The sequence below is a fragment of the Sphingomonas sp. KC8 genome (assembly GCF_002151445.1).
Classification (GTDB): Bacteria; Pseudomonadota; Alphaproteobacteria; order Sphingomonadales; family Sphingomonadaceae; genus Sphingomonas_E.
The window spans coordinates 316476-341361 of sequence record NZ_CP016306.1; the positions used below are offsets into that span (position 1 = coordinate 316476).

At 63.9% G+C, this 24886-nt stretch carries 24 protein-coding genes and 2 tRNA genes; 19 read left to right on the forward strand and 7 right to left on the reverse strand.

The annotated features are described in order from the left end of the window. The first annotated feature begins 56 nt into the window (after positions 1–56). The 3 genes from KC8_RS01580 to KC8_RS01590 all read left to right on the forward strand — a co-directional run bounded on the left by KC8_RS01580 (position 57) and on the right by KC8_RS01590 (position 2178). Positions 57–1046 carry a glycosyltransferase gene (locus KC8_RS01580; RefSeq protein ID WP_083831155.1) on the forward strand — a complete coding sequence of 330 codons (990 nt, stop codon included), beginning with the start codon at positions 57–59 and terminating at the stop codon, positions 1044–1046. Between the two features lie 121 nt (positions 1047–1167). Then, positions 1168–1794: a superoxide dismutase gene (locus KC8_RS01585; protein WP_010123362.1), complete on the forward strand. Its 627-nt coding sequence runs from the start codon at positions 1168–1170 to the stop codon at positions 1792–1794. 90 nt (positions 1795–1884) lie between these two features. After that, positions 1885–2178 carry a hypothetical protein gene (locus KC8_RS01590; RefSeq protein WP_232455600.1) on the forward strand — a complete coding sequence of 98 codons (294 nt, stop codon included), beginning with the start codon at positions 1885–1887 and terminating at the stop codon, positions 2176–2178. A 309-nt stretch (positions 2179–2487) separates the two neighbouring features. On the opposite strand, the gene ispZ is transcribed toward KC8_RS01590, so the two are convergent. The 4 genes from ispZ to dapF are packed head-to-tail and all read right to left on the reverse strand — an operon-like array spanning position 2488 to position 6138. Continuing rightward, on the reverse strand, positions 2488–3093 hold the full coding sequence (gene ispZ, locus KC8_RS01595; RefSeq protein ID WP_010123359.1) for a septation protein IspZ: 606 nt from the start codon (positions 3091–3093) through the stop codon (positions 2488–2490). Further along, a complete protein-coding gene (gene ftsY / locus KC8_RS01600) occupies positions 3090–4016 on the reverse strand; it encodes a signal recognition particle-docking protein FtsY (protein WP_010123358.1) in 927 nt (308 codons plus the stop codon). The genes ispZ and ftsY overlap by 4 nt, the downstream gene beginning before the upstream one ends. Further along, on the reverse strand, positions 4013–5347 hold the full coding sequence (gene mtaB, locus KC8_RS01605) for a tRNA (N(6)-L-threonylcarbamoyladenosine(37)-C(2))-methylthiotransferase MtaB (RefSeq protein ID WP_010123356.1): 1335 nt from the start codon (positions 5345–5347) through the stop codon (positions 4013–4015). Before mtaB ends, ftsY begins: the two co-directional genes overlap by 4 nt. After that, positions 5344–6138: a diaminopimelate epimerase gene (dapF, locus tag KC8_RS01610; RefSeq protein WP_010123355.1), complete on the reverse strand. Its 795-nt coding sequence runs from the start codon at positions 6136–6138 to the stop codon at positions 5344–5346. The genes mtaB and dapF overlap by 4 nt, the downstream gene beginning before the upstream one ends. Between dapF and KC8_RS01615 the strand changes: the two genes are divergently transcribed. The 11 genes from KC8_RS01615 to trxB all read left to right on the forward strand — a co-directional run bounded on the left by KC8_RS01615 (position 6137) and on the right by trxB (position 17118). After that, positions 6137–6712, forward strand: a complete 576-nt coding sequence (locus KC8_RS01615; RefSeq protein WP_010123353.1) for a DUF924 family protein — start codon at positions 6137–6139, stop codon at positions 6710–6712. The two genes, dapF and KC8_RS01615, sit on opposite strands and share 2 nt — an antisense overlap. Positions 6713–6840: 128 nt before the next feature. Beyond that, positions 6841–6925, forward strand: a tRNA-Leu gene (locus KC8_RS01620). A gap of 69 nt (positions 6926–6994) precedes the next feature. Further along, complete coding sequence (gene tig, locus KC8_RS01625; protein WP_010123352.1) at positions 6995–8581, forward strand: trigger factor; 1587 nt, start codon at positions 6995–6997, stop codon at positions 8579–8581. Positions 8582–8735: 154 nt separating this feature from the next. Next, entirely contained in the window at positions 8736–9674 is a 939-nt protein-coding gene (locus KC8_RS01630) for a glycosyltransferase family 2 protein (protein ID WP_010123351.1), read from the forward strand. 69 nt (positions 9675–9743) lie between these two features. Further along, on the forward strand, positions 9744–10418 hold the full coding sequence (gene clpP, locus KC8_RS01635; protein WP_010123349.1) for an ATP-dependent Clp endopeptidase proteolytic subunit ClpP: 675 nt from the start codon (positions 9744–9746) through the stop codon (positions 10416–10418). Positions 10419–10526: 108 nt separating this feature from the next. Further along, complete coding sequence (gene clpX, locus KC8_RS01640) at positions 10527–11795, forward strand: ATP-dependent Clp protease ATP-binding subunit ClpX (RefSeq protein WP_010123347.1); 1269 nt, start codon at positions 10527–10529, stop codon at positions 11793–11795. Between the two features lie 170 nt (positions 11796–11965). Next, positions 11966–12526: a TIGR00645 family protein gene (locus tag KC8_RS01645; protein ID WP_010123346.1), complete on the forward strand. Its 561-nt coding sequence runs from the start codon at positions 11966–11968 to the stop codon at positions 12524–12526. A gap of 297 nt (positions 12527–12823) precedes the next feature. Next, on the forward strand, positions 12824–15232 hold the full coding sequence (gene lon, locus KC8_RS01650; RefSeq protein WP_010123345.1) for an endopeptidase La: 2409 nt from the start codon (positions 12824–12826) through the stop codon (positions 15230–15232). A gap of 236 nt (positions 15233–15468) precedes the next feature. Next, entirely contained in the window at positions 15469–15741 is a 273-nt protein-coding gene (locus KC8_RS01655) for an HU family DNA-binding protein (RefSeq protein ID WP_010123343.1), read from the forward strand. A 184-nt stretch (positions 15742–15925) separates the two neighbouring features. Beyond that, positions 15926–16000: transfer RNA gene (locus KC8_RS01660), tRNA-Val, on the forward strand. A 140-nt stretch (positions 16001–16140) separates the two neighbouring features. Next, positions 16141–17118: a thioredoxin-disulfide reductase gene (trxB, locus tag KC8_RS01665; protein ID WP_010123342.1), complete on the forward strand. Its 978-nt coding sequence runs from the start codon at positions 16141–16143 to the stop codon at positions 17116–17118. A 59-nt stretch (positions 17119–17177) separates the two neighbouring features. Here trxB and KC8_RS01670 read toward each other — a convergent pair whose 3' ends face one another. Continuing rightward, positions 17178–17447 (reverse strand): acyl carrier protein, encoded by a 270-nt coding sequence (locus KC8_RS01670; protein ID WP_010123341.1) that lies wholly within the window; start codon positions 17445–17447, stop codon positions 17178–17180. 152 nt (positions 17448–17599) lie between these two features. On the opposite strand from KC8_RS01670, the gene KC8_RS01675 reads away from it, so the two are divergent. Together KC8_RS01675 and KC8_RS01680 are read left to right on the forward strand one after the other, a co-directional pair. Next, entirely contained in the window at positions 17600–19117 is a 1518-nt protein-coding gene (locus KC8_RS01675) for an acyl-CoA ligase (AMP-forming), exosortase A system-associated (protein ID WP_037495032.1), read from the forward strand. Continuing rightward, positions 19114–20343: a pyridoxal-dependent decarboxylase, exosortase A system-associated gene (locus KC8_RS01680; RefSeq protein WP_010123338.1), complete on the forward strand. Its 1230-nt coding sequence runs from the start codon at positions 19114–19116 to the stop codon at positions 20341–20343. Before KC8_RS01675 ends, KC8_RS01680 begins: the two co-directional genes overlap by 4 nt. Positions 20344–20361: 18 nt before the next feature. Here the strand turns inward: KC8_RS01680 and truA are convergent, their stop codons facing one another. Both truA and fmt read right to left on the reverse strand, forming a co-directional pair. Then, complete coding sequence (gene truA / locus KC8_RS01685) at positions 20362–21105, reverse strand: tRNA pseudouridine(38-40) synthase TruA (protein WP_010123336.1); 744 nt, start codon at positions 21103–21105, stop codon at positions 20362–20364. Further along, complete coding sequence (gene fmt / locus KC8_RS01690; protein WP_029624239.1) at positions 21102–22007, reverse strand: methionyl-tRNA formyltransferase; 906 nt, start codon at positions 22005–22007, stop codon at positions 21102–21104. Before fmt ends, truA begins: the two co-directional genes overlap by 4 nt. A gap of 95 nt (positions 22008–22102) precedes the next feature. Between fmt and recR the strand changes: the two genes are divergently transcribed. The 3 genes from recR (at position 22103) to rmuC (ending at position 24846) form a co-directional block, all read left to right on the forward strand. After that, positions 22103–22699, forward strand: coding sequence for a recombination mediator RecR (gene recR / locus KC8_RS01695; protein ID WP_010123334.1), 597 nt, complete (start codon positions 22103–22105; stop codon positions 22697–22699). A 31-nt stretch (positions 22700–22730) separates the two neighbouring features. Further along, positions 22731–23264 (forward strand): peptide deformylase, encoded by a 534-nt coding sequence (gene def, locus KC8_RS01700; protein ID WP_010123333.1) that lies wholly within the window; start codon positions 22731–22733, stop codon positions 23262–23264. A gap of 76 nt (positions 23265–23340) precedes the next feature. Next, a complete protein-coding gene (gene rmuC / locus KC8_RS01705) occupies positions 23341–24846 on the forward strand; it encodes a DNA recombination protein RmuC (protein WP_010123331.1) in 1506 nt (501 codons plus the stop codon). The last annotated feature ends 40 nt before the right edge of the window (positions 24847–24886 follow it).

Sequence of the window (24886 nt, forward strand, 5' to 3'; positions counted from 1 at the left end):
GACTTTATCTGCGTTACATGGGCTGTTAGCGTTATCGCAGCGGGGGAAATGCGATCATGCGGGTAGTTAATATGGCGGAACTCGCTGGTCCGGACTGGCGTTTCGTCGCCGACGAAATCGATCGCCCGGATATCGAATGGCGTTTCCACTGCGCGACCCCGAACAACGCCATCGAACGGTTGATCCGCAAGCCGCGGATCGCGCGGTATCGTGCGGCGGTTGCCGCCGCCTGCGATGCGCGCGGGGCCGATGCCCTGTTGTCGCACCTGCCCGTCGCCACGGCGGCTGTGGCCGAAGCGACAGGCTGGACCGGTGCATCGCCCAGGCATCTCGCCATATCCTTCAACTTCACGTCGTTGCCGACCGGGGCGAAGCTGGCCTTCATGCGCCGGGCGTTGCGGCGGGTGGATCGTTTTCTGGTCTATTCGCGCGCCGAACAGCAGCTTTATCCGGCGTTGTTCGGGCTTGATCCCGCGCGATTCGATTTTCTCCACTGGCCGATGACGGTTCCGGCCACGTCGGGGGATGCGCCCCTTGCGCAACCCTATATCTGTGCGGTTGGGGGGGAAGCGCGGGACTATGCGACGTTGATCGCGGCGATGCGGGGCCTGCCCGAAGTGCCCCTTGTCATCGTAACCCGGCCCGGTGTGGTCGATGCCGCAAGCCTGCCGGCGAACGTCCATTTGCTTCACAACCTGCCCAATGCGCGCTTCTGGAATGTCGTGCGCCATAGCCGGCTGTCGGTGGTGCCGTTGCGCGATGCGGAAACCAATTGTGGGCATATCACGCTGGTCGGCAGCATGTTGCTGGGCCGGGCCATCGTCGCGACGCGGTCTTCGGGAATTGCCGATTATGTTGCCGATGGCGAAACCGCGCGCGTCTGCGATCCGGGTGATCCCGAAGCGTTGCGCGCCGCGATCGCCGAAGTCTGGAATGACGATGGGTTGCGCGGTCGCCTTGCGGAGCATGGCCGCCAATTCGCCACCGATGTTTCCGATAGCCGGCATATGGCGGCCTATGTCGGGCGATATCTGGCCGGCGGCTGACGCGGGGTATCGCGCCGCGCTTCAGATCGATAATTCCTGTCACAGCAAGAAGAATTTTCCGGGGACGAATCCGCTGGCGGTTCGTTAGAGGAACCGTTCGCGTTCCACTCCGGAGGTATTAATGGCTTTCATTCTTCCCGCGCTGCCGTTCGAAAAGTCGGCACTGGTGCCGCATATGTCGGCGGAAACGTTCGATTATCACCATGGCAAGCATCACAATGCCTATGTCGAAAAGGTCAATGGCTGGATCGACGAAAAGGGCCTTGCCGGTCTGTCGCTGATCGACGTGACGAAGAAGGCCAAGGAAACGGGCGACAAGGGCCTGTTCAACAATGCCGCGCAGATCTGGAACCACACATTCTTCTGGAACGGCCTGGCGCCGGCCGGCTCGACCAAGCCTTCGGCCAAGCTGCAGTCGATGATCGACGCGGGCTTCGGTTCGACCGACGCGCTGATCGACAAGCTGGCGGCCGAAGCGGTGGGCCATTTCGCCAGCGGCTGGGCGTGGCTGGTGCTGCAGGGCGACAAGCTGGTCGTCACGTCCTACCACGATGCCGACACGCCGATCGTGCATGACGCGGGCACGCCGCTCCTCACGCTCGATGTGTGGGAACATGCTTATTATATCGATTATCGCAACGCGCGGCCGAAGTTCGCCGATACGGTGCTGCGTAACATCGTGAACTGGGATTTCGTGTCGCAGAATCTCGACGGAGCGGGCGCTTCGCGCGCCGACCAGCAGCAGTAAGTGAAAAACTGAACCGCCTATAAACAGGCGATAAAGCACGCGTTCACTCTCCTTCGCTCAGTGCTGTCACGGGCAAGAAGGAGAGTGACGATGCGTATGATGATGCTGGCTTTGGGGCTGGCGATGGCGGTTCCGGCAACCGCGCTGGTGATGCCGGCTACGGCCGAGGCGCATGGCTGGAACGACCGGCGGGATGCCCGGTCCGATTATCGCCGCGATGTCCGCCAGGCCGAGCGGGATTATCGTCGCAACCTGCGCCATGCCGATAATCGTCGCGAAGCATGGCAGGCGCGCCGCGCCTATGAACGCGACCTGCGTGAAGCCCGGCGGGATTATCGCCGCGACACCAGCCACCATTATGATCACTACGGCTATCGCCGGTAGCGAAAACGGGCCGGGGCATTGGCTGCTCCGGCCCTTTTTGCATTACGGCTTGGCGGCGTGGGCGAATTCGATACGCCGCCATGACGGCAGGTATCCGTGAACTTCATCCAGATTTTGTCGTTCCGGACACGCCGACTCTCCCGTCATTCCCGCGAAGGCGGGAATCCATATTCTCTGGCGTTGTGACTCTTTCGAATCGTTGCGTTTATGGATCCCCGCCTGCGCGGGGATGACGACATTTGTGAGCTAGGTGGCGAGTCCGCACCCCCAACATTTCAGCCATTCAGGCCGGAATTTGGCGACTCCGCTTCAGCCCTGCGGCGGCACCGGCGGCGTTTCGGCTTCCACCGTCAGCCCGTGCTTCATCAGCATCGGCAGTTGCGAAATGCCGAACAGGATCGAAACGACGGTCACGCCCCACGTCTTGATCGTCAGCCACTGGTCGAAACTGAACTGCCAGCGCAGAACTTCGTTCGCGCCGGCCATGGCGAGGAAGAACCACGCCCAGTTGCGCGACAATTTCAGCCATCCCGTGTCCGATAGCCCGTCATAGGCGGCTTCCAGCACATATTTCAGCATCGGCTTGCCCGCGAACAGCCCGCCAAACAGCAGGCCCGACAGCAGCAGGTAGATGATCGTGGGTTTGAGCTGGATGAATTTCGGATCGTGCAGATAGATGGTCAGCCCGCCGAAACCCACCACCAGGATCGCCGTCAGCCACAGCATCGGCGAAACATGGCCGAGCTTGACCCGGGAGATAATCACGGCGGCGATGATCGCCACCATGAACACGCCCGTGCCGATGAACACGCCGTAGAATTTGTAAGCGAGGAAGAAGATCAGCAGCGGCCCGAAATCGAGCAACAGGCCGAGGTTGCCCGGCTTCTTCTTGGTCGGCGCCGTCGTGTCGGTCATTCTTTCACACCCGCTATCGCCCGCGCGACTTCCACCGCGTCGAATGGCTTCAGATCATCCATGCCTTCGCCAACACCGATCGCATGGACCGGCAGGCCGTATTTCTCCGCCGCCGCAACCAGCACGCCGCCGCGCGCCGTGCCATCCAGCTTGGTCATCACGAGGCCGGTGACGCCGGCGGCATCGCGGAACACCTCGATCTGGTTGAGTGCGTTCTGCCCGGTGGTCGCATCCAGCACGAGCACAACGTCGTGCGGGGCTTTCTGGTTCAACCGGCCCAGCACGCGCCTGATCTTGGTCAGTTCGTCCATCAGGCCGGCCTTGTTCTGCAGGCGGCCGGCCGTGTCGACGATCAGCACGTCGATGCCGGTTTCGGTGCCCTGTTTCACCCCTTCGAAAACAAGGCTTGCGGCATCGCCGCCTTCCTTGCCCGCAATGATCGGCACGCCCACGCGGTCTGCCCACACCTGCAACTGGCCGATCGCGGCCGCGCGGAACGTATCGCCGGCGACGAGCATGACCGAATAATCCTGCTCTTTCAGATTATGCGCCAGCTTGGCGATGGTAGTGGTCTTGCCCGATCCGTTGACGCCGATGACGAGGATCACCTGCGGGCGCGGGAAGGCTTCGATTTCCAGCGGCTTGGCAACGGGGGCCAGGATATTGGCCACTTCCTGTGCCACGATTTCGCGGACTTCGCCCTCGGTCAGCCCTTTTTCGTAGCGTTCGTCGGCCAGCCGCTCGCGCACCTTGGCGGCGGTGGCGGGGCCGAGGTCGGACGCGATCAGCGCCTCTTCGATCTCGTCCAGCGTCGCCTTGTCGAGTTGGGCCTTGGTGAACAGGCCGGTGAGGTTTTCGCCCAGCCGATCGGACGTGCGGCGAAAGCCGCCAAGGATCTTCTGGTGCCAGGGAGTGTTCGTCATGCAGCTTCCGCGATCAGCGTTTCTTGGGTCCGCCCGGTGATGCGGACGGGGACGATGGTGCCGGGGGCGACGGCCGAGCCGAGGCGCACCCGTGCGAAATTTTCGGCGTGGCCGGTTTCGCCATCACGCTCGACCAGCACATGCTGGACGGTGCCGGCCAGGCTGTCGAGCCATGCGGAGCGGCGGCGGTTTGCGGCTTCGCGCAGGGCCTTGGCACGTTCGCGAATCACGGTGGCGTCGATCTGTGGCATGCGCGCAGCGGGCGTGCCGGCGCGGGGCGAATATGGAAAGATGTGGCCGAACACGATGTCGCAATCGTCGATCAGCGCACGGGTGTTGGCGGCCATCGCCTCATCTTCGGTGGGGAAGCCGGCGATCAGATCGGCGCCGATCGCGATTTCGGGGCGGCGGCTTTTCAGCCGTTCGACGACGCCCACGGCTTCGGCGCGGCTATGGCGGCGCTTCATCCGCTTGAGGATCATATCGTCGCCGGCCTGCAGCGAAAGGTGGAGGTGCGGCATCACCCGCGTATCGCCGGTGACGATATCGAACAGCCGATCATCAATCTCGACCGAATCGAGCGAGGACAGGCGCAGCCGTTCAAGTCTGGGTACATGCCGCAGGATGCGTTCGACCAGCAGGCCGAGGCTGGGTCCGCCGGGCAGATCGGGGCCATAGCTGGTGAGATCGACCCCGGTGAGCACCACTTCGCGGTGGCCGGCGTCCGCCAGCGCCTTGATCCGGTCGACCACGATGCCGGCAGGCACCGAACGGCTATTTCCCCGGCCATAGGGGATGACGCAGAAGGTGCAGCGGTGATCGCAGCCATTCTGCACCTCGACGAAGGCGCGGGCATGTTCGGCGAAGGCCGCGGCAAGGTGCGGCGCGGTCTGGCGTACGGCGAAGATATCCGACACGCGGACTTCGGCGGTTTCATCCGTCATCCCGGCGAAGGCCGGGATCTCGTGCGGCTGGCGGGCGCTTTCCATCTCCTGAGATCCCACCTTGCGCTGGGATGACGGTGGGGAGGGGAAGTAGAACGCGCTGGCGTTCAGCTTGTCCGCATTGCCGATCACCCGCGTCACTTCGGGCATGGCCGCAAATGTCTCGGGTTCGATCTGGGCGGCGCACCCTGTCACCACGATGCGGGCGTCGGGCCGGGCGCGGTGGGCGCGGCGGATGGCCTTGCGCGTTTCGCGCACGGCTTCGGCCGTCACCGCGCAGCTGTTGACGATGACGAGATCATCCGCATCGCCCGCCAGCGAACGCATGGCTTCGCTTTCGGCGATGTTGAGCCGGCAACCGAGCGTGATCAGCTCGGGGCCGCTCAAAGGGCTGCCTCTCCGGTGAAGACATGGGTGGCCGGGCCGCTCATCAGCAACTGCCCTTCCGGCCCTTCGGCCAGCCGCAGTAATCCGCCGGGCAGGTCCAGCCGCACCGATGGCGCCAGCTTGCCAAGCCGGCGGCCGGCGGCAAAGGTGGCGCAGGCGCCCGTGCCGCAGGCGCGGGTCAGCCCCGCGCCGCGCTCCCATGTCCGCATGACGAGGTGATCGGTCGCCAGGATGTGGGCAATGTTGACGTTGATCCGTTCCGGGAACACCGGATCGCATTCGATGTCGGGGCCAAGTGCTTCCAAGGGTACGGCATAGGCATCGGCCACGAAGAACACGACGTGCGGATTGCCGATGTTGACCGCGACCGGATTGGCCAGTTCGTCCCACGCCAGCGGCAAGGCCCGCGTATCCATCGCATAAGCCAGCGGGATTTCGTCCCACCCGAACCGGGGTTGCCCCATGTCGACCGTGGCGCCGTCGCCGTCAATCGCCGCGTGGAGCACACCGGCGGCGGTGCGGATCGAAACATCGCGACCGACGAACACCGGCACGCAGCGCGTGGCGTTGCCGCAGGCGGCGACTTCGGATCCGTCGGCGTTCCAAATCCGCATGGAAACGTCGGTATCGTCGCCCGGGCCGATCAGGATCAGCTGGTCGCAACCGATGCCGGTATGCCGGTCGGCGATCGCCTGCGCCCGCGCGGCATCGATCGCCACGGGCTGTTCGCGCGCATCGACCACGACAAAATCATTGCCCAGACCGTGCATCTTGTGGAAGCGGAGTGCCATGACGCGCGATCTAGGCACCCAAAGGGCGGAAGTCCACAAAGAGGCGGAAGAAGTGCTGGCCTTTTGGCTCGGCACGATTCCGCCGGAACGGCGTTTTGCCAAGGATTCCGCGCTCGATGCGGAAATTGCCACCCGCTTCGGCGCGATGGTCGATGCGGTCGCGGCGTGCCATGCGGCGGGGTGGCGGGCCGATCCGCGTACCCTGCTGGCGGCGGTGATCCTGCTCGATCAGTTTTCGCGCAACATCCGCCGGGGCAAAGCGGACGCGTTCGCCAACGATCCGCTGGCCCGCGCTTTGACGGGCGAGGCGATCGCCAAAGGCTGGGATATCGCGATGACGGCTGAGGAGCGTCAGTTCCTCTATCTGCCCTTGATGCATTGCGAACGACTGGACGATCAGGTGCGGTCCCTGCCGCTGTTCGATGGGGTCAGCGACTTCGTAGCCGATTTCGCCCGCCGCCACGCCGCGCAGATCGCGCGCTTCGGCCGCTTTCCCGGTCGCAACGCGGCGCTCGGCAGGGATGCAACGCCCGAAGAAATCGAGATGCTCGCGGTGCCGGGCGCGGGCTTTTGATCGCGTTGCCGGGTACGGCCTTCACGAAGGTGCCGGGGATCGGGCGATGACAATGGTGCGACAGGCCAGCCGTTCCAGCTTGCCCCGCGCGTGTCTCCTGCTATAGACCCCGCCGACCGGCGGTCCATGCGGGCGTGGCGGAACTGGTAGACGCGCCAGATTTAGGTTCTGGTATCGTAAGATGTGGGGGTTCGAGTCCCTTCGCCCGCACCAGCTTTCGCAACAATTGCTGCGAAAGGCCGCTAGAAAGAAATTCAACCCGGAAGGCTCTGGAAGAATCCGATGCAGACTGTCGAGACTTTGAACGAGGGGCTGAAGCGCGCCTACACGCTGACCATTTCGGCCAAGGACATTCTCGCGCGCATCGACGCCGAGGTGAAGCAGGTCGCCCCGCAGATTCGCATGCCCGGCTTCCGCCCCGGCAAGGTGCCCAGCAACCTCGTCAAGAAGATGCACGGCCCGGCGCTGGAGCAGGAAGCGCTGAACAAGGCGGTTCAGGATGGCGTGCAGACGCTGTTGTCCGAACAGAAGCTGCGTCCGGCGATGCAGCCTGCCGTCGAACTCGACGAAGGCTATGCGCCCGGCAAGGATGCCGAAATCAAGATCAGCCTGGAAGTCCTGCCGGACGTGCCGGCCCCCGCGATCGACGGCCTGAAGCTGGAACGCCTGACGGTCGAGCCGACCGCCGAAGAGGTGGACGCTGCCGTCAACCGCATCGCTTCGCAGCAGAAGAGCTTTGATCCGGCGCCCGAAGGCCATCCGGCGATCGAAGGCGATCTGGTCGTTCTCGACTATGCCGGCACCGCCAATGGCGTCGCGTTCGAAGGTGGCACCGGCGAAGGCATGTCGGTTGAAATCGGTTCGGGTCGCCTGATCCCCGGTTTCGAAGACCAGCTGGTCGGCGTCAAGGTTGGCGAAAGCCGCGAACTCAACGTCACCTTCCCGGAAGATTATCCGGTCGAAACGCTCAAGGGCCAGCCGGCGGTGTTCGCCGTCACCGTCACCGAAGTGAAGGTGGCCAAGGACACCGTGGCGGACGACGAGTTCGCCAAGCAGCTCGGCCTCGAGGGCATTGATCAGCTGCGCAACCTGCTCAAGGATCAGGTTTCGCAGGAACTGAACAACCTGACCCGCACCCATATGAAGCGCAAGCTGCTCGATCAGCTCGCTGCTTCGCACGACTTCCCGGTCCCGCCGACGATGGTCGAAGCCGAATTCGGCCAGATCTGGGCGCAGCTTGAACATGAAGCCGGCCACGAGGAAGATCCCGAAGCCGCGCGCGCCGAGATGGAAAAGGACCGTGAGGACTATCAGAAGATCGCCGAGCGCCGCGTGCGTCTGGGCCTTCTCCTGTCCGAAATCGGCCAGCAGAACGGTGTCGAGGTTGCACCGCAGGAAATGCAGCGCCTGATCATGCAGGCCGCCCAGCAGTACGGCCCGAAGGACCGCGAGCGGTTCATCCAGTATGTCCAGCAGGATCCGATGGCGGCCGCTCAGCTGCGCGCGCCGCTTTATGAGGACAAGGTCGTCGACTTCCTGTTCGACAAGGCGGAAATCACCGATCGCGCCGTGACCCGCGAAGAGCTGGAAGCCGCGATCGAAGCCGATGATGACAGCATCGGCGGCGGCCACGTCCATGGCCCGGGCTGCGGCCATGATCACCACGATCATGACGAAAAGCCCAAGGCCAAAAAGGCTGCGCCGAAGAAGGCTGCCGCCAAGGACGAGGCTGCTGCCGAAGCCGTGACCGAAGACAAGCCGAAGAAGGCCCCGGCCAAGAAGGCCGCCGCCAAGGCGACCGACGAAGCCGGCGAAGAAGCGGCCGCCAAGCCGAAAAAGGCCCCGGCCAAGAAGAAGTCGGCGGAGTAATCCGCGTTGTGCGCCGCTAGTCCGGCGCCCTTCGATGAACGGGAAAGGCCGGCGGATTTCGCCGGCCTTTTCTGTTTGCGCGGGCAGGGCGATCGGCGATGCCGCCGGTGCATCCTAGAGACATGTTCACTTTTGGCCGTTAGAGACGCCCGTTATGAAGCCCGTGGTTGATCCTTCCCGCATCGCGGTGATCCTGCCCTGTTACAACGAAGCTGCGGCGATCGCCGGAACGGTGGCCGCGTTCCGCGCCGCGCTGCCGCATGCGACCGTCTATGTTTACGACAATAACAGCCAGGATGGCACGCCGGGGATCGCGGCGGCGGCGGGGGCGGTCGTGCGGACCGAGCGGATGCAGGGCAAGGGCCATGTCGTCCGCCGCATGTTCGCCGATATCGACGCCGACATCTATGTGATGGCCGATGGCGATGCGACCTATGATGCGTCCGCGGCACCCGAAATGGTCCGCATGCTGATCGACGATCAGCTCGATATGGTCGTCGGCGCACGCCAGTCCGAGGTGGAAGAGGCGTATCGCCGTGGGCACCGGCTCGGCAATCAACTGTTCACCGGGATGCTGGCGCGGCTGTTCGGCCGCAGCTTCAGCGATATTTTTTCGGGCTATCGTGTGTTTTCGCGCCGTTTCGTGAAAAGTTTTCCGGTCCTGTCCGAAGGGTTTGAAATCGAAACCGAAATCAGCGTTCACGCGCTGGAACTGCGTATGCCGGTCGCTGAACTGGTGACGGCTTATGGCGCGCGGCCCGAAGGGTCGATGTCCAAACTGTCCACCTATCGCGACGGCTGGCGCATCCTGAAGACGATCGGCACGCTGTTTCGCATCGAACGGCCGGTCTTGTTCTTCGGCGCGATCGGGGCGGTGCTGGCGATCCTTGCGATCCTGCTCGCCATTCCGCTCGGCATCACCTACGCCCAAACTGGGCTGGTGCCCCGCATGCCGACTGCAATCCTGTCCACCGGGTTGATGATCCTCGCTTTCCTTAACGGTTTTTGCGGACTCATCCTCGACACGGTGGTGCGGGGTCGGCGTGAGGTGCGCCGGCTTGCATATCTTTCGTTCCCCGCACCGGGGGCGTAATCCCCTTGAACTCGTCCCCGCGAACGCCGATGTTGCGGGGGCAAGAGGCATAAGGACCTAGAATTTCCCATGCACAATCCGTTCGAGACCGGCCAGTTCACTCCCCCGGGATATCATGTTGACCCGATCACAGGGGCGCTCGTGCCGATCGTGATCGAGCAGTCGAACCGCGGCGAGCGTAGCTTCGACATCTATTCGCGCCTGCTTCGCGAACGGATCATCTTCGTCACCGGTGCGGTCGAAGATCATATGGCGTCGATCATCACCGCCCAGCTTCTGTTTCTCGAATCCGAGAATCCGAAGAAGGATATCTTCATGTACATCAACTCGCCGGGCGGCGTGGTGACGGCGGGTCTCGCGATCCACGATACCATGCAATATATCCGCCCGCGCGTCGGCACCGTGTGCATCGGCCAGGCGGCATCGATGGGCAGCTTCCTGCTCGCCGCTGGTGAACCGGGGATGCGCATGGCGCTCACCAATTCGCGGATCATGATCCACCAGCCTTCGGGCGGGGCGCAGGGCATGGCCAGCGATATCGAGATCCAGGCCAAGGAAATCCTGCGGATGCGCAACCGGCTCAATTCGCTGTATGCCAAATATACCGGCAAGCCGATCGAGGTGATCGAAGCGGCGATGGATCGCGACAAATTCCTGGAGGCCGATGAAGCCAAGGAATTTGGCCTGATCGACGAAGTGTTCGACAAACGCCCGCTGCCGACCGAAGAGGCGGCGACCGCGTAAAGGCTGTCTACGGCGGGTTATGACATATTCGTCATTGCCCGCCGGGAAAAAGCGGGTTTAGGATACCGGGTACGAAGCGGCCGGCGTTTCTGGCCGAAGGGAAATAGCATGACCAAGCTGAGCGGCGGCGATTCGAAGAGCACACTCTACTGCTCGTTCTGCGGGAAATCGCAGCATGAGGTGCGCAAGCTCATCGCCGGGCCGACCGTGTTCATCTGCGACGAGTGCGTGGAACTGTGCAACGACATCATCCGCGAGGAAACGAAGTCGGCGCTCGTCAGCAAGAAGGACGGCGGCGTTCCCAGCCCGCAGGAAATCTGCAAGGTGCTGGACGATTATGTGATCGGCCAGATGCAGGCGAAGCGTGTCCTTTCGGTCGCGGTGCACAACCATTACAAGCGGTTGGCGCATGGCGCGAAGGGCGCCGAGGTCGAACTCGCCAAATCGAACATCCTGCTCGTCGGTCCCACCGGCTGCGGCAAGACCTTGCTGGCGCAGACCTTGGCGAAGACGTTCGACGTGCCGTTCACCATGGCGGATGCGACGACGCTCACCGAGGCCGGCTATGTCGGCGAGGATGTGGAAAACATCATCCTCAAGCTGCTGCAGGCGTCGGATTACAATGTTGAACGCGCGCAGCGCGGCATCGTCTACATCGACGAAATCGACAAGATCAGCCGCAAGGCCGATAATCCGTCGATCACCCGCGATGTTTCGGGCGAAGGCGTGCAGCAGGCGCTTTTGAAGCTGATGGAAGGCACCACCGCGTCGGTGCCGCCGCAGGGCGGGCGCAAGCATCCGCAGCAGGAATTTTTGCAGGTCGACACGACGAACATCCTGTTCATCTGCGGCGGGGCGTTCTCGGGCCTTGAAAAGATCATCGGCGATCGCCTGCAGGGCAAGTCGATCGGGTTCGGCGCGCATGTCGCCGCGCCCGACGAACGCCGCACGGGCGAAGTGCTGCGCCAGTGCGAACCGGAAGATCTGCTGAAATTCGGCCTGATCCCCGAATTTGTCGGCCGCCTGCCGGTGATCGCGACGCTTGAGGATCTGGACGAGCCGGCGCTGGTCAAGATCCTGTCCGAACCGAAGAACGCGCTGGTCAAGCAGTATCAGAAGCTGTTCGAGATGGAGGACGTGAAGCTCGGCTTCAACGATGACGCGCTGTCGTCGATCGCGCGCAAGGCGATCGAACGCAAAACCGGCGCGCGCGGCCTGCGCTCGATCCTCGAAGGCATCCTGCTCGACACCATGTTCGATCTGCCGTCGATGGACGGGGTGGACGAAATCATGGTCGACAAGGATGTGGTCGAAGGGCGCAAGGAACCCGTCCGCGTCTTCGCCAAGAAGGGCAAGGAAGCCAGCCCGGCTGCCTGAGCCTACCTGGCGGACTGTAAGGAAGCGGCGCTTTCTGCCTGTGCAGGGGCGCCGTTTCGATTCAGGGGCGGATAGGGGGCTGCCATCTTGCCCGGCAACGCTTTGAAACAGAAGTTCGGGTCGCGGCTTCCTAGATGGGGCGGACCCGTAAACCATGTTCCAAAGGACCCATGGCCAGTCTTCCCGAACCCAGCTCCGCCCCGCAAGGCGCAGGCCGCCTGCGCCCGCTGCCGCTCCTGATCTTTTCCTCGCGCTGGCTCCAGCTGCCGCTTTATGTCGGCCTGATCGTCGCGCAGTGCGTCTATGTATTCCTGTTCATCAAGGAATTATGGCACCTCGTCAGCCACGCCGCGTCGTTCGGCGAACAGCAGATCATGCTGGTCGTGCTCGGCCTGATCGATGTTGTGATGATCTCCAACCTGCTCGTGATGGTGATCGTCGGAGGCTATGAAACCTTCGTGTCGCGGTTGCGGCTGGAAAACCATCCCGACAACCCGGAATGGCTGAGCCACGTCAATTCGGGCGTGCTCAAGGTGAAATTGGCGATGGCGATCATCGGCATTTCATCGATCCATTTGCTGCGCACCTTCATCGAGGCGGGCGCCATCGGCACGCCGGGTGCGCGCGTCACCGAAACGGGCGTGATGTGGCAGGCGATCATCCACATGGCCTTCATCCTTTCGGCGGTCGGCATCGCGTGGGTCGATCGGATGACGCAGACCAGGCACTGAGGGCGGGCCTCCCCGGATTGTCCCGGTGTTGGCCGGCACGGCGGGGGAGGATGCCCGAATTAAACGATCTGCGCTGTTTTCGGCGAATAATCATGATAGCGGCGCATCGGTGCATGTGATGTGCAATGCGTCGCGATCTTCATGAAATTTCTGCGCATTATAGTTGATGCCGTAACCGATTTTTCCACCTTTGCGCTGAAATCTTGCCGGGCGTTGATGCAATGTCAGGCGACAACCATATATATAGAAAGAATCAAAAGCGGCGGCCCACGACAGGCCCCCCGCACCGGAGTGTTCATGACCGAGTCCCTTCCCGTTCTGCCGTTGCGCGATATCGTCGTATTTCCGCAGATGATCGTTCCGCTGTTCGTTGGCCGCGATAAATCGGTTGCGGCGCTGGAAAGCGCGATGGCCGCGGACAAGTCGATCTTTCTGGTCGCCCAGCTTGATCCGGCCGAGGACGATCCCGATCGCGATGCGCTCTATGATCTCGGTGTCGTGGCGACTGTGCTGCAACTGCTGAAACTGCCAGACGGCACCGTGCGTGTGCTGGTCGAAGGACGGCAGCGCGCATCGCTGGCGACGCTCGACGAAAGTGGCGAGCATCTGTCGGCGACGGTCGACCTGATCGAAGACCGCGCCGCCGAAGGCGACGAGGTTGCCGCGCTGATGCGGTCGGTGATCGATCAGTTCGACAATTACGCCAAGCTCAACAAGAAGATGCCGGCGGAAACCGCGGTGCAACTCGGCCAGATCGAGGAACCGTCGCGGCTGGCCGATGCGGTGTCGTCGAACATCAACATCAAGGTGGCTGACAAGCAGGCGCTGCTGGTCGAGCTGGATCCGGCCAAGCGGCTGGAAATGGCGTTCGCCTTCATGGAAGGCGAACTGGGTGTCCTGCAGGTCGAAAAGAAGATCCGCAGCCGTGTGAAGCGGCAGATGGAAAAGACCCAGCGCGAATATTATCTGAACGAGCAATTGAAGGCGATCCAGCGCGAGCTGGGCAATGCCGAGGAAGGCGAGGGCGGCGACGAACTGGCCGAACTGGCGCAGAAGATCGCCAAGCTCAAGCTGTCGAAGGAAGCCCATGCCAAGGCCAATGCGGAGCTGAAGAAGCTGCGCACGATGGCGCCGATGTCGGCCGAAGCGACGGTGGTGCGCAACTATCTCGATGTGCTGCTCGGCTTGCCATGGGGCAAGAAATCCAAGCTGAAAAAGGATCTCGCGGTCGCCCAGGCGGTGCTCGACGCGGATCATTATGGGCTGGAAAAGGTCAAGGAACGGATCGTCGAATATCTGGCGGTCCAGGCGCGCACCAACAAGCTGAAGGGGCCGATCCTGTGCCTCGTCGGCCCCCCGGGCGTGGGCAAGACGTCGCTTGGCCGTTCGATCGCCAAGGCCACGGGGCGCGAATTTGTCCGCCAGTCGCTGGGTGGCGTGCGGGACGAAGCCGAAATTCGCGGCCACCGCCGCACCTATATTGGCTCGCTGCCGGGCAAGGTCGTCACCAACCTGAAGAAGGCCGGGACGTCCAACCCGCTGTTCCTGCTCGATGAAATCGACAAGCTGGGCCAGGATTTCCGGGGTGATCCCGCGTCCGCGCTGCTGGAGGTGCTCGATCCGGAACAGAACAGCAAGTTCCAGGATCATTATCTGGAGGTCGATGTCGATTTGTCTGACGTCATGTTCGTGACGACGGCCAACTCGCTCAATCTGCCGCAGCCGCTGCTTGATCGCATGGAGATCATCCGGCTCGAAGGCTATACCGAGGACGAAAAGGTCGAGATCGCCAAGGCGCATCTCGTGTCCAAGCAGATCGAAGCGCACGGCTTGAAGGACGGCGAATTCACGCTGACCGACGCGGGCCTGCGCGATCTGATCCGTTATTACACCCGCGAAGCCGGGGTGCGGACGCTGGAACGCGAAATCGCCAAGCTCGCCCGCAAGGCGCTGCGGCGTATTCTGGAAGGCAAGGTTGAACGGGTGGAAATCACGCCGGACAATCTCTCGGATTTTGCCGGTGTCCGGAAATATCGCTTTGGCGTCGGCGAAGAGGAAGATCAGATCGGTGCCGTCACTGGCCTGGCATGGACCGAAGTGGGCGGCGAACTGCTGACCATCGAAGCCGTCACCGTGCCCGGCAAGGGCGCGATCGCCACCACCGGCAAGCTGGGCGACGTGATGAAGGAATCGGTGCAGGCGGCCTTCTCCTTCGTCAAGGCGCGGGCGCCGGCCTACGGGATCAAGCCCAGCCTGTTCGGCCGCAAGGATATCCATATCCATTTGCCCGAAGGTGCGGTGCCCAAGGATGGCCCGTCGGCTGGTATCGGCATCGTCACGGCGATCGTGTCGACCTTGACCGGCATTCCCGTGCGGCGCGAGATCGCGATGACCGGCGAAGTGACCTTGCGGGGGCGCGTGCTGCCGATCGGCGGGCTGAAGGAAAAGCTGCTGGCCGCGCTGCGCGGTGGCATCGCCCATGTCCTGATCCCGCAGGAGAATGAAAAGGACCTCGTCGAAATTCCGGCGAACATCCGCGAAGGGCTGAAGATCACACCGGTGTCGCATGTCGATCAGGTGCTGGCGCTGGCCCTGGCCTTGCCGGTCACGCCGATCGACTGGACCGAAGCCGATGATCTGGCGGCGCAGCCGGTGGGGCATCTTCCGGGTGCCGCGGGCGCCGGGGAGTCCGCGATCCACCACTGATTCGCGTCCATTAAATTAACCATTTCGGGGGCGGTTTCGATCAAATCGGGGCCGTCCCCGGCGCGTTTTTATGCATTTCGTCGAATCATTGGTCGTGAAAACGCCACCAGCGCCCGAATCGGCCCATTCGGGCGCGCTTTCCTTTTGACAGCGCCATGACCGCTGTTCTTAGATGCGCGCCGCCGGCCAAGGCCGCGACTCAAGATAATTTAGCTTATCAAGGGGGTTCCGGAGGCATGAACAAGCAAGAACTGATCGGATCTGTCGCGGAAGCGTCGGGGCTCAGTAAGAACGATGCTTCAAAGGCTGTGGAAGCCGTGTTCGACGCGATCAGCGGTGTCCTCAAAAAGGGCGATGAAGTACGCTTGGTTGGCTTCGGCACCTTTTCGGTTTCCAAGCGCAAGGCGTCCACCGGCCGCAACCCGCGTACCGGCGAACCGATGAAGATCAAGGCATCGAGCCAGCCCAAGTTCAAGGCGGGCAAGGGCCTGAAGGACGCGGTCAACTGACAGTGATGCTGGCTGGCTCCGCGTGGGGGCGGGGCCGATCGGTTTCAACTGTGGATAACGACGCTTCGGGCTGGACAAGCACGCAGCGACCGCCTAAGCGCCTCCCCGCGAAGCCGAACGCCAGCATCTGGTGAACGCCTTCGCGGTTCATTCCGCGTCAGCGAATGATGAACATTTGAAGCGTGGGCGCGTAGCTCAGTGGTAGAGCACACCCTTCACACGGGTGGGGTCGCAGGTTCAATCCCTGCCGCGCCCACCACGCTTCTCCCGATCCCATCCCATATTCCCGATCGCTGCTAGCAGCCCTTGGGCCATGCGCAGTTTTTCCTGCGGTTGCGGGACAGGGGGGCTACGTCCTATCTCGGCTGTACGATTCCAGCGACAGCACGAAGGCCCATCATGACCGCGACGCATTCTTCCCGCATGATCATTCTTGGTTCCGGCCCGGCCGGGTTGTCGGCGGCCATCTATGCCGCGCGCGCGGGCATGCAGCCGATCGTGATCCAGGGCATCCAGCCGGGCGGCCAGCTGACGATCACCACCGATGTCGAAAATTATCCGGGCTTTGCCGATGTCATCCAGGGCCCGTGGCTGATGGATCAGATGCAGAAGCAGGCCGAGCATGTCGGCGCGCAGATCGTGTGGGACACGATCACCGAGGTTGATTTCTCCAAGCGCCCCTTCCGCCTGATCGGCGATGGCGGCACGGTCTATACCGGCGACACCGTGGTCATCGCGACGGGTGCCCAGGCGCGCTGGCTGGGCCTGCCGAGCGAAGTGCAGCTGGCGGGCAAGGGCGTTTCGGCCTGCGCGACGTGCGATGGCTTCTTCTATCGCGGCAAGAAGGTCGCGGTGATCGGCGGCGGCAACACCGCGGTCGAAGAAGCGATCTATATGACCAACCACAGCCAGGATGTGACGCTGGTTCACCGCCGCGATAGCCTGCGCGCCGAAAAGATCCTGCAGGAGCGCCTGTTCGCCCATCCCAGCATCAAGGTGCTGTGGAACAAGGAAGTGGCCGAATTCGTCGGTGGCGGCGATCCCGAAGGGCTGGTCGCGCTGTCGCTGCGCGATACGGTGACCGGCGAAATGAGCAGCCTGGAAGTCGATGGCGGCTTCGTCGCGATCGGCCATTCGCCGGCGACGGCGCTGTTCGACGGGCATATCGCGCTCGATGATGACGGCTATATCGCGGTGGAAACGGGCAGCACGCGCACCAGCGTGCCCGGCGTATTCGCGTGCGGCGACGTGATGGACAAGATCTATCGTCAGGCGGTGACGGCGGCGGGCACCGGCTGCATGGCCGCGCTTGATGCCGAACGCTTTCTGGCCGAGGCCGATTTCGAAGCGAAGGCGAAGGTGGCCGAACCGGCATAAGCCCGGCGGCCCGGGTGGGTGTGGCGCCGTATCCCGGCGCCACCGGCCCCGAATGGGCCTTAGCGCTGCGTCTTTTTTTCCGCGAAGGCGACGAGCGCACCGAAATTTTCGAGCAGTTCGCCATCCACTTCATCATCCTCGATGATGATGTCGAGCCGGTCTTCGAGTTCGGTCAACAGTCCGGCGACTGCCATCGAATCGAGTTCGGGCAGCGCGCCGAACAGCGGAGACGCGGATTCGAGCGCGGCGGTGCGCTCGGCACCCAGCGCCAGCACATCGCCCAGTACGGCGCGCACGGTTGCTTCGACGTCGATGGTATCGCCAGCCATGCTTTTCCCTATCTTCCGGCGGACACGAACGCCGCCCGCCTAGCGGCTTCGTGGGCTACCGACAAGCGGGCGGGTTTCCCCACGCGCACGGCCGCGCTATCCCGCGCCGTCGCGTCAGCCATCGGACAGGAACCAGGGTGCCAGAAACAGATATGTCACCGAACCCGGATCCCACGTCCCGGCCGCTGGATCATCTGACCGGGATGGGCGCGGCGGATGCGCTGGCGCTGGTCGATCGCGTCGGCGCGTTGGATTATACCGGCCTTGAACGCGCGGTCGGCGCGCTGGCGCGTGCGTTGCGCGGGCGGGGGCTGGCCGATGGCGCGCGGGTCGCATCATGGCTGGCCAAGACCCGGCTTGCGAGCCTGCTGCCGCTGGCCTGCGCGCGGGCCGGGCTGGTGCATGTGCCGATCAACCCTTTGCTGAAACGCGCGCAGGCGGCGCACATCCTGGCCGATAGCGGTGCGACCTTGCTGATCGCGGGGGCCGGCCGCGCCGGCACGCTGGAGGCGGGCGATCGCCCGGCGGATTGCGCGCTGCTGATCGAGGACGAGGCCGGGGCGGCACTGCTGGCGGCGCAGGATGGCCTGCCGCCATCGGCCGCCAACCCGAACGATCTGGCGGCGATCCTGTACACTTCGGGATCGACCGGGCGGCCCAAGGGCGTGATGCTGAGCCATGCGAACCTGTGGCTGGGGGCCGTCAGCGTGGCGCAGTATCTGCGGCTGGCGCCGGATGATCGAACGCTCTGCGTGCTGCCCTTCAGCTTCGATTATGGCCAGAATCAGCTGCTATCCAGCTGGGCCGCCGGGGCGTGCGCCTGTCCGCTCGATTTCCTGACGGCGCGTGATGTGATTCGCGCGGTCGACAAGCATGGGATCACTACCATCGCCGGGGTGCCGCCCTTGTGGGTGCAACTGGCCGAAGCGGAGTGGCCGGCGGAAACGGCGGCGCGGCTGCGGCGCATCACCAATTCGGGCGGGCGGCTGCCCGTGCCGTTGGTGCGCCGGCTGCGCGGGCTATTCCATCAGGCCGATCTCTATTCGATGTACGGGCTGACGGAGGCGTTCCGGTCGACCTTCCTGGATCCGGCACTGATCGATGCGCATCCCGAATCGATCGGCCGGGCGATCCCCTTTGCCGAAGTGCTGGTGGTGAAGCCCGATGGCACTGCAGCCGGGCCGAACGAACCGGGCGAGCTGGTCCATGCCGGGCCGCTGGTCGCGCAGGGCTATTGGCGGGATGCGGAACGCACAGCGTTGCGTTTCCGCCCCGCGCCGGCCTTTTCCCGATATGGCGGCACGGCCGTCTGGTCGGGCGATACGGTGGCGGCCGATATGGATGGGCTGCTGCGCTTCGTCGGCCGCGATGATGAAATGATCAAGACATCGGGCAACCGCGTCAGCCCGACCGAGGTGGAGGAAGCCGCGATCGCCACCGGCCTGGTTGCCGAAGCGGTGGCGATCGGCGTTCCCGATGATCGGCTGGGCGAAGCGATCATGCTCGTCGTGCGGGGCGATCCGGCGGGCGAGGGGGCGTTGCGCGATGGCCTGAAGCGCGAATTGCCCAATTTCATGCAGCCGCGTGGCATCCTGTGGCGGGCGGAATTACTGCGCAATGCCAATGGCAAGGTCGATCGCGCGGGGATCAAGGCGGAGTTGAAGTCATGAAGCCGATGGGCAGCATTCCGGCGGGCTATGCCGCACGCGACGGCGAATTGCTGGTCGGCGGCCGGCCGGTGTCCGATCTGATCGCACAGGCCGGCGATACGCCTTTGTTCGTCTATGATCGTGCGATGATGGCGGCGCGCGTGGCGCGGTTGCGCGCGGCGTTGCCCGCCGAAGTGGCGATCCATTATGCGATGAAGGCCAACCCGCACCCCGATGTCGTCGCTACCTTTGCGGGGCTGGTCGATGGGCTGGACGTGGCGTCCGCCGGCGAAATGGCGGTTGCGCTGGCATCGGGCATGGCAGCGGCCGACATCTCCTTTGCAGGTCCGGGCAAGCGCGATCGCGAACTGGAAGCGGCGATTGCAGCCGGGGTGACGATCAACCTCGAATCGGCCGCCGAAGGCCGCCGCGCGCTGGCGGCGGGGGCGAAGCTGGGCATCCGCCCCAAACTGGCCGTGCGGGTGAACCCGGATTTCGAAATTCGCGGATCGGGGATGCGCATGGGCGGCGGCGCCAAGCCGTTCGGGGTGGACGAAGTTCATGCCGCTGCCCTGTGCCGCGACATGATTGCAGCGGGCGCGGACTGGCGGGGTTTTCACATCTTCGCCGGATCGCAGGCACTGGACGCCGCCGCGATCATCGAAGCGCAGGCCGCGACCGTAACTCTGGCCGCGCGGCTGGCGGATGAAGTGGGCGCAGCGCCGCCGCTGGTGAACCTTGGCGGTGGCCTTGGCATCCCCTATTTTCCGGGCGAAGTACCGCTGGATGTCGATGCGGTCGGCCATGCGTTGAACGCAGCATTGGCGGCGCGGCCTGCCTCGTTACGCGACAGCGCCTTCGCCATCGAACTCGGCCGTTGGCTGGTAGGCGAAACGGGCGTCTATCTGACGCGGGTCATCGATCGCAAGGAAAGCCATGGCGAAATTTTCCTCGTCACCGATGGCGGCCTGCACCACCAGCTTGCCGCGTCGGGCAATTTCGGAACGGTCGTCCGCCGCAATTATCCGGTTGCCATCGCCAATCGATTTGGTGCCGAGGCAGCGGAAACGGCCAGTGTGGTCGGCTGTCTGTGCACCCCGCTCGATCGGCTGGCCGATAAGGTGGCGTTGCCCCGCGGCGATGTGGGCGATGTGATCGCGGTGTTCATGGCCGGGGCCTATGGCGCCAGCGCCAGCCCGCAGGCATTTCTTGGCCATGCCCCGGCGCTGGAAATGCTGGTCGGCTGACGATTATTCGGGCCAGGTCTATTCCGGGTAGCGCGCCTCGATGAAGAACAGCCCGTCGGGCGGCGCGTTCAGGCCAAGGGCGGCGCGGTCGCGGGCTTCCAGCGCGTCGGACAGATCATCGGCGGTCCATTTGCCCCGGCCAACCAGCATCAGGCAGCCGACCATCGATCGCACCTGATGGTGGAGGAAGGAGCGCGCGGCCGCCTCGATCGCGATTTCATCGCCGTATCGCGCCACGTTGAGCAGATCGAGCGTCTTGACCGGGCTTTCCGACTGGCAATGCGCCGATCGGAACGTGGTGAAATCATGCAGGCCGACAAGGCGCTGGGCGGCGGCGTGCATCGCTTCGGCATCCAGCGGGGCGGCGACCTGCCAGGCGCGGCCGGCATCCAGCGCCAGAGGCGCGCGGCGGTTGATGATGCGATAGGAATATCGCCGGCCAAGGCAGGAAAAACGGGCATGCCAGTCATCGGCCACGATTTCGCAGGCCAGGATCGCGATCGGCTGCGGGCGCAGGTGCGCGTTCAGCGCTTCCATCAGCCGGAACGGCTGGAACGGTCGCTCCACATCAACATGGGCGGTCATCGCTTCGGCATGGACGCCGGCATCGGTGCGGCCGGCGGCATGCGCGCCAGCGGGCGCGCCCGTGATCCGTTCGATCGCGTCCTCGATCGCCTGCTGGACGCTGGGGCCATGCGCCTGCCGTTGCCAGCCCATGAACGGGCGTCCGTCAAATTCGATCGTAAGGCGAAAGCGGGTCATGCGATGGCCGTGCCCGCCGGGATCGCGAAACCGCGCAGCAATTCGCTTGCCGTCATCACGCCCCGGCCCGCGCGCTGGACGGTGGTCGCCCGGATAGCGCCTTCGCCACATGCGATCAGCAGCGCGTCGTCGATCGCGGTGCCGGCCGGGCCTGTCGCGTCGGTGATTTCGGCCGCAAGGATGCGGATCCGCTCGCCCTTATGTTCGAAAAACGCGCCCGGTGCCGGGTTGAACGCGCGGATCTGGCGTTCGATGTCGATCGCGTCGCGGGTGAAATCGATCCGCGCCTCGGCCTTGTCGATCTTGGCGGCGTAGGTCACGCCTTCGTCCGGCTGGACGGTCGGCGGGAAGGCGGGCAGGTTTTCCAACACGCGCACCATCAGCGCCGCGCCGCTGTTGGAAAGTTCGGTCGTCAGTTCCCCACCCGTTTTGCTCTCAACCAGACACTCAACCGTCGCCAGCATCGGCCCGGTATCCAGCCCGCGTTCCATCTGCATGATGGTAACCCCGGTCCTCTCGTCGCCCGCCAGAATCGCCCGGTGGATTGGTGCCGCCCCCCGCCAGCGCGGCAGCAGCGACGCATGGACGTTCAGGCAGCCCAGGCGCGGCGCGGCCAGCACCGGTATCGGCAGGATCAGGCCATAAGCCGCGACGATCGCGACATCGATGTCGAGCGCGGCGAAGGCGGCCTGTTCATCGGCGTCCTTCAGGCTGACGGGGTGACGCACCATGATCCCCAGCGCCTCGGCCCGCTTGTGGACGGGCGAGGGGGCCAGCGCCTTGCCACGACCGGCCGGACGGGGCGGCTGGCAGTAAGCGACGACGATTTCGTGCCCGGCCGCGACCAGCGCGTCCAGCGTCGGTACGGCGAAATCGGGGGTTCCCATGAAGGCTATGCGCATGTCCCGCGCTTTGCTTTGCGACGCGGCCAAGCGCAAGGCCGGATGTTCGCCAACTTCCGGGTGACGGCGGCGGATCAATTCCCTATCCGTTCTCCATGGCATCTCCTGAAATCGAGGCGCTGACGCAGGCATTCGCCCGGTTGCCGGGCCTTGGCCCGCGATCGGCACGGCGCGCGGTCCTCCATCTCATCAAGAAACGCGAAGCCGCGATGGGGCCGCTGCTGCGCGCGCTGGAAGCGGTGAACGAACGGCTGTCGACCTGCGGCACCTGCGGCAATGTCGATACCAGCGATCCTTGCGCGATATGTGCCGATCCACGCCGCGACGCACGGCTGCTGTGCGTGGTGGAGGAAGTGGCCGATCTCTGGGCGCTGGAACGGTCCCGGCTGTTCCCCGGTCGCTTCCATGTGCTGGGCGGACGGCTGTCGGCGCTCGAAGGCGTGCGGCCGGAGGATCTGGCGATCGATACGCTGGTCAGCCGCATTGCCGCCGGCGGGACCGATGAAGTGGTGCTGGCGATGAACGCCACGCTCGAAGGACAGACCACCGCGCATTATATCGCCGATCGGCTGGAGGGGTATCCCATCCGCCTGACGCAGCTGGCCCATGGCCTGCCGGTTGGTGGCGAACTCGATTATCTCGATGAAGGAACGCTGGCCCAGGCGTTGCGCGCGCGACGTCCGGTGGCTTGACGTGCGGCCTCCCACTTCCTAGCTCACGACCATGGCCATTTTACCGATCCTGGAGGCGCCCGATCCGCGCCTGCGTACCCTTTCCAAGCCGGTCGACGCGGTGGATGACGATCTGCGCGCGCTGATCGCCGACATGTTCGAAACCATGTACGATGCCCCCGGCATCGGCCTGGCGGCGATCCAGGTGGGCGTACCCAACCGCGTGCTCGTGATCGATCTGCAGGAAGACGAAGATGCGGAAGGAAAGCCGATCCGCAATCCGCGCGTCTTCATCAATCCGGAACTGTTCGATCCATCGGAAGAACATTCGGTTTACAAGGAAGGCTGCCTGTCGGTGCCCGATCAGTTTGCCGATGTTGAACGGCCGACGACGATCCACGCGCGCTGGCTCGATGCCGACGGCAAGAAGCATGAAGCGTTGCTCGACGGATTGCTCGCCACCTGCCTGCAGCATGAAATGGACCATCTCGAAGGCATATTGTTCATCGATCATCTGTCGCGGATGAAACGGGACATGCTGATGAAGAAGCTGGACAAGGCCCGCCGGCTCCACCGCGCGGCCTAGGCATTTGGCCTAAGCGTCCCTTGCAAATCACGACTGGCCGGGGCAGAGTTCCTATTCTGTTCCTGAAAGGGCGGCAATGGACGTTGTGATTTTGGTGGCAATTCCGCTCGCGCTGCTGGCCGGGCTGGCGATGGCATGGTTCGCGCGCGAATCATCGGTGGCCGAAGCCCGGCGTGAACGCGATGCCGTGGCGCAACGCCTTGCACTGGCGGAAGCCGCCCGGGCTGTTGCCGAGGCGCGGGGCGAGGAATTGCCGCCGCTGCGCTTGCTGCTCAACGAAGTCCGTGATGAACGGGATGCGGCGCAGCGCGCGCTGGCGGCCGCGACGCAGGTGGCCGAACGGGTTGCCGGGCTTGAGGCCGAATTGGCTGCCGAACGCGCCCGCGTCGCCGAACTCGCCGCCGCCAAGGCCGGGTTCGAACGCGGCGAAGCGGAACGGGTGCAGGCGCATGCCGCGCAGATCGCCCAGCTCAAGGAGTATGAAGCCAGGCTCGAAGCACGCTTTGGGGATCTTGCCGGCAAGGCGCTCGAAACCGCGCAGACCAGCTTCCTCAAGCGCGCAGAGGAACGCTTCGCCCAGGCCGGCAAGGAGGGCGAGGACAAGATCAAGCTGCTGCTGACGCCGGTGGAATCCACGCTCAAACGCTATGACGAAAAGCTGGAGAAGATCGAGAAGGATCGCGTCGGCAGCTATGGCGAACTGCGCGAGGCGGTGGCCCAGTTGACGCAGGGCAACGATATCGTTCGTCGCGAAACCGCGCGGCTGACGAACGTGCTCCGTTCCAGCCCGAAGGCGCGTGGACGCTGGGGGGAAGAACAGCTGCGCAACATTCTCGAAGCGGCGCAGCTTTCTGAAAATGTCGATTTCACGCTGCAATCCTCGATCAGTGATGGGGACAAACAACTCCGTCCCGATTGCGTGATCAATCTGCCCGGCGGGCGCTGCATCGTCATCGACGTGAAATGCCCGCTCGTCCATTTCGAACAGGCCTTTGACGAAGAAGATGAGGAGCGCCGTTCGGCATTGCTGCTGCAACATGCCAGCGCGATGAAGGCCTATGCCGCCGATCTGGGCCGCAAGGGATATTGGCGGCAGTTCGATCTGTCGCCCGATTTCGTGATCATGTTCATCCCCGGCGAACATTTCCTGTCCGCGGCGGCAGAACGTGCGCCGGATCTGATCGAAAGCGCCTTCAACAATGGCGTCATCGTCGCCTCGACCATCAATATGCTGGCGCTGGCCAAGGTGATGGCGGGCATGTGGCGGCAGGAACATCTGGCCGAACAGGCCAAGGAAATCGCCGATGTCGGCAAGGAACTGTATCGCCGGCTGGCGACGATGGGCGGGCATGTCGAAAAGCTCGGCCGCAATCTCAATCAGGCGACGGGTGCTTATAACAGCTTCGTCGGCAGCCTTGAAAGTCAGGTGATGACGCAGGCGCGCCGTTTCGAAGCCTTGAAGGTGGAAACCGGCGGGAAGACCATCGAATTGCTGCCGATGGTCGAAACCACGGTGCGTCCGCTGGCGAAGCTGGCGCCCGCCGGGCCAGCGGACGATGTTGACGCGCAGGCAGCCGAATAGGCCTGATCCGGGGCGATCGCTTGCCCGACGAAAGCGGCTG